The organism is Bacillus sp. 05T31 (genome assembly GCF_056396725.1).
The window spans coordinates 1-943 of sequence record NZ_JBFTMA010001094.1 but is presented as its reverse complement, the minus strand read 5'-3'; the positions used below and the strand labels follow the sequence as shown (position 1 = coordinate 943).

At 35.9% G+C, this 943-nt stretch carries 2 pseudogenes; both read left to right on the top strand.

Annotated features, from left to right (window positions below):
• Nucleotides 1-429: pseudogene (locus AC1DJR_RS31595) on the top strand (MBOAT family O-acyltransferase); the annotation flags it as partial.
• 178 nt (nt 430-607) lie between these two features.
• Nucleotides 608-943, top strand: a pseudogene (gene patB1 / locus AC1DJR_RS31590) (secondary cell wall polysaccharide O-acetyltransferase PatB1); the annotation flags it as partial.

Here is a 943-nt window from a genome sequence, read left to right as displayed (position 1 = left end):
GGATTATATTACGGCTTTATTATCTCGATTGAAAAAGCTGGATTCGAGAAAATATTAAATAAGCTATGGAAGCCGCTGCAACATGCATATGTACTAATCATCGTTATGATCGGTTGGGTCTTCTTCCGAGCTGATAACTTCGTATACTCGTTCCAATATTTAAAAGCGATGTTTGGCATAGAGAGGCAATCTTTCATCGATGACAACACAATGCTATATATACATGAATACATTRTCRTATTTATCATTGCCTTTATCGCAGCGACACCAATTTTRAAACGTRTTAAAAACATATTAGAACTTGCACCAAAAACGTATACATTCACGATGCAAGTTGTACGTCCTATATTATTACTAACATTATTTATGATTTCGATTATGTATTTAATTAATTCGACGTATAATCCATTTATTTACTTCAGGTTTTAACTTATCCCGCTATTTTCCGGGCAGTAAGACCCCCACCTCAAAATTCAGCGAAAGCAAAGAAGTTAGGGTGGGGTCGGGCTACCCGGAAAAGCCCGATTGGTTAAGGCTGATAATCAGTGGGGATGAACAAAACCCCCACTGATTAAAGTTTCACTTTATGTAGGAAGGAAAAGTTATTATGAAAAAATTGGGGAACATCGTCCTATTTATCGGTTTTCTCACCATTATCTTTTCATTTGGCATATTATCGCTTCTCAAAACTGACCGAGCAGTTTCGCCCGTTGAAAATCGTCCGCTCGCTCAAAAACCAGCTCTTACAAAAGAAGYTGCCTTAAATGGTAGTTTCTTTAAAGACTTTGAGACATATACAAACGATCAATTAATCGGAAGAGACGATCTCATAAAAAACTATACACTTACCCAAATTAAAATGGGCAAGTCTCTCATTAACGATATTATTCTAACTGATGATAAATGGCTTCTAAAAAACCCTGCTTGGACTACAAAATATAAT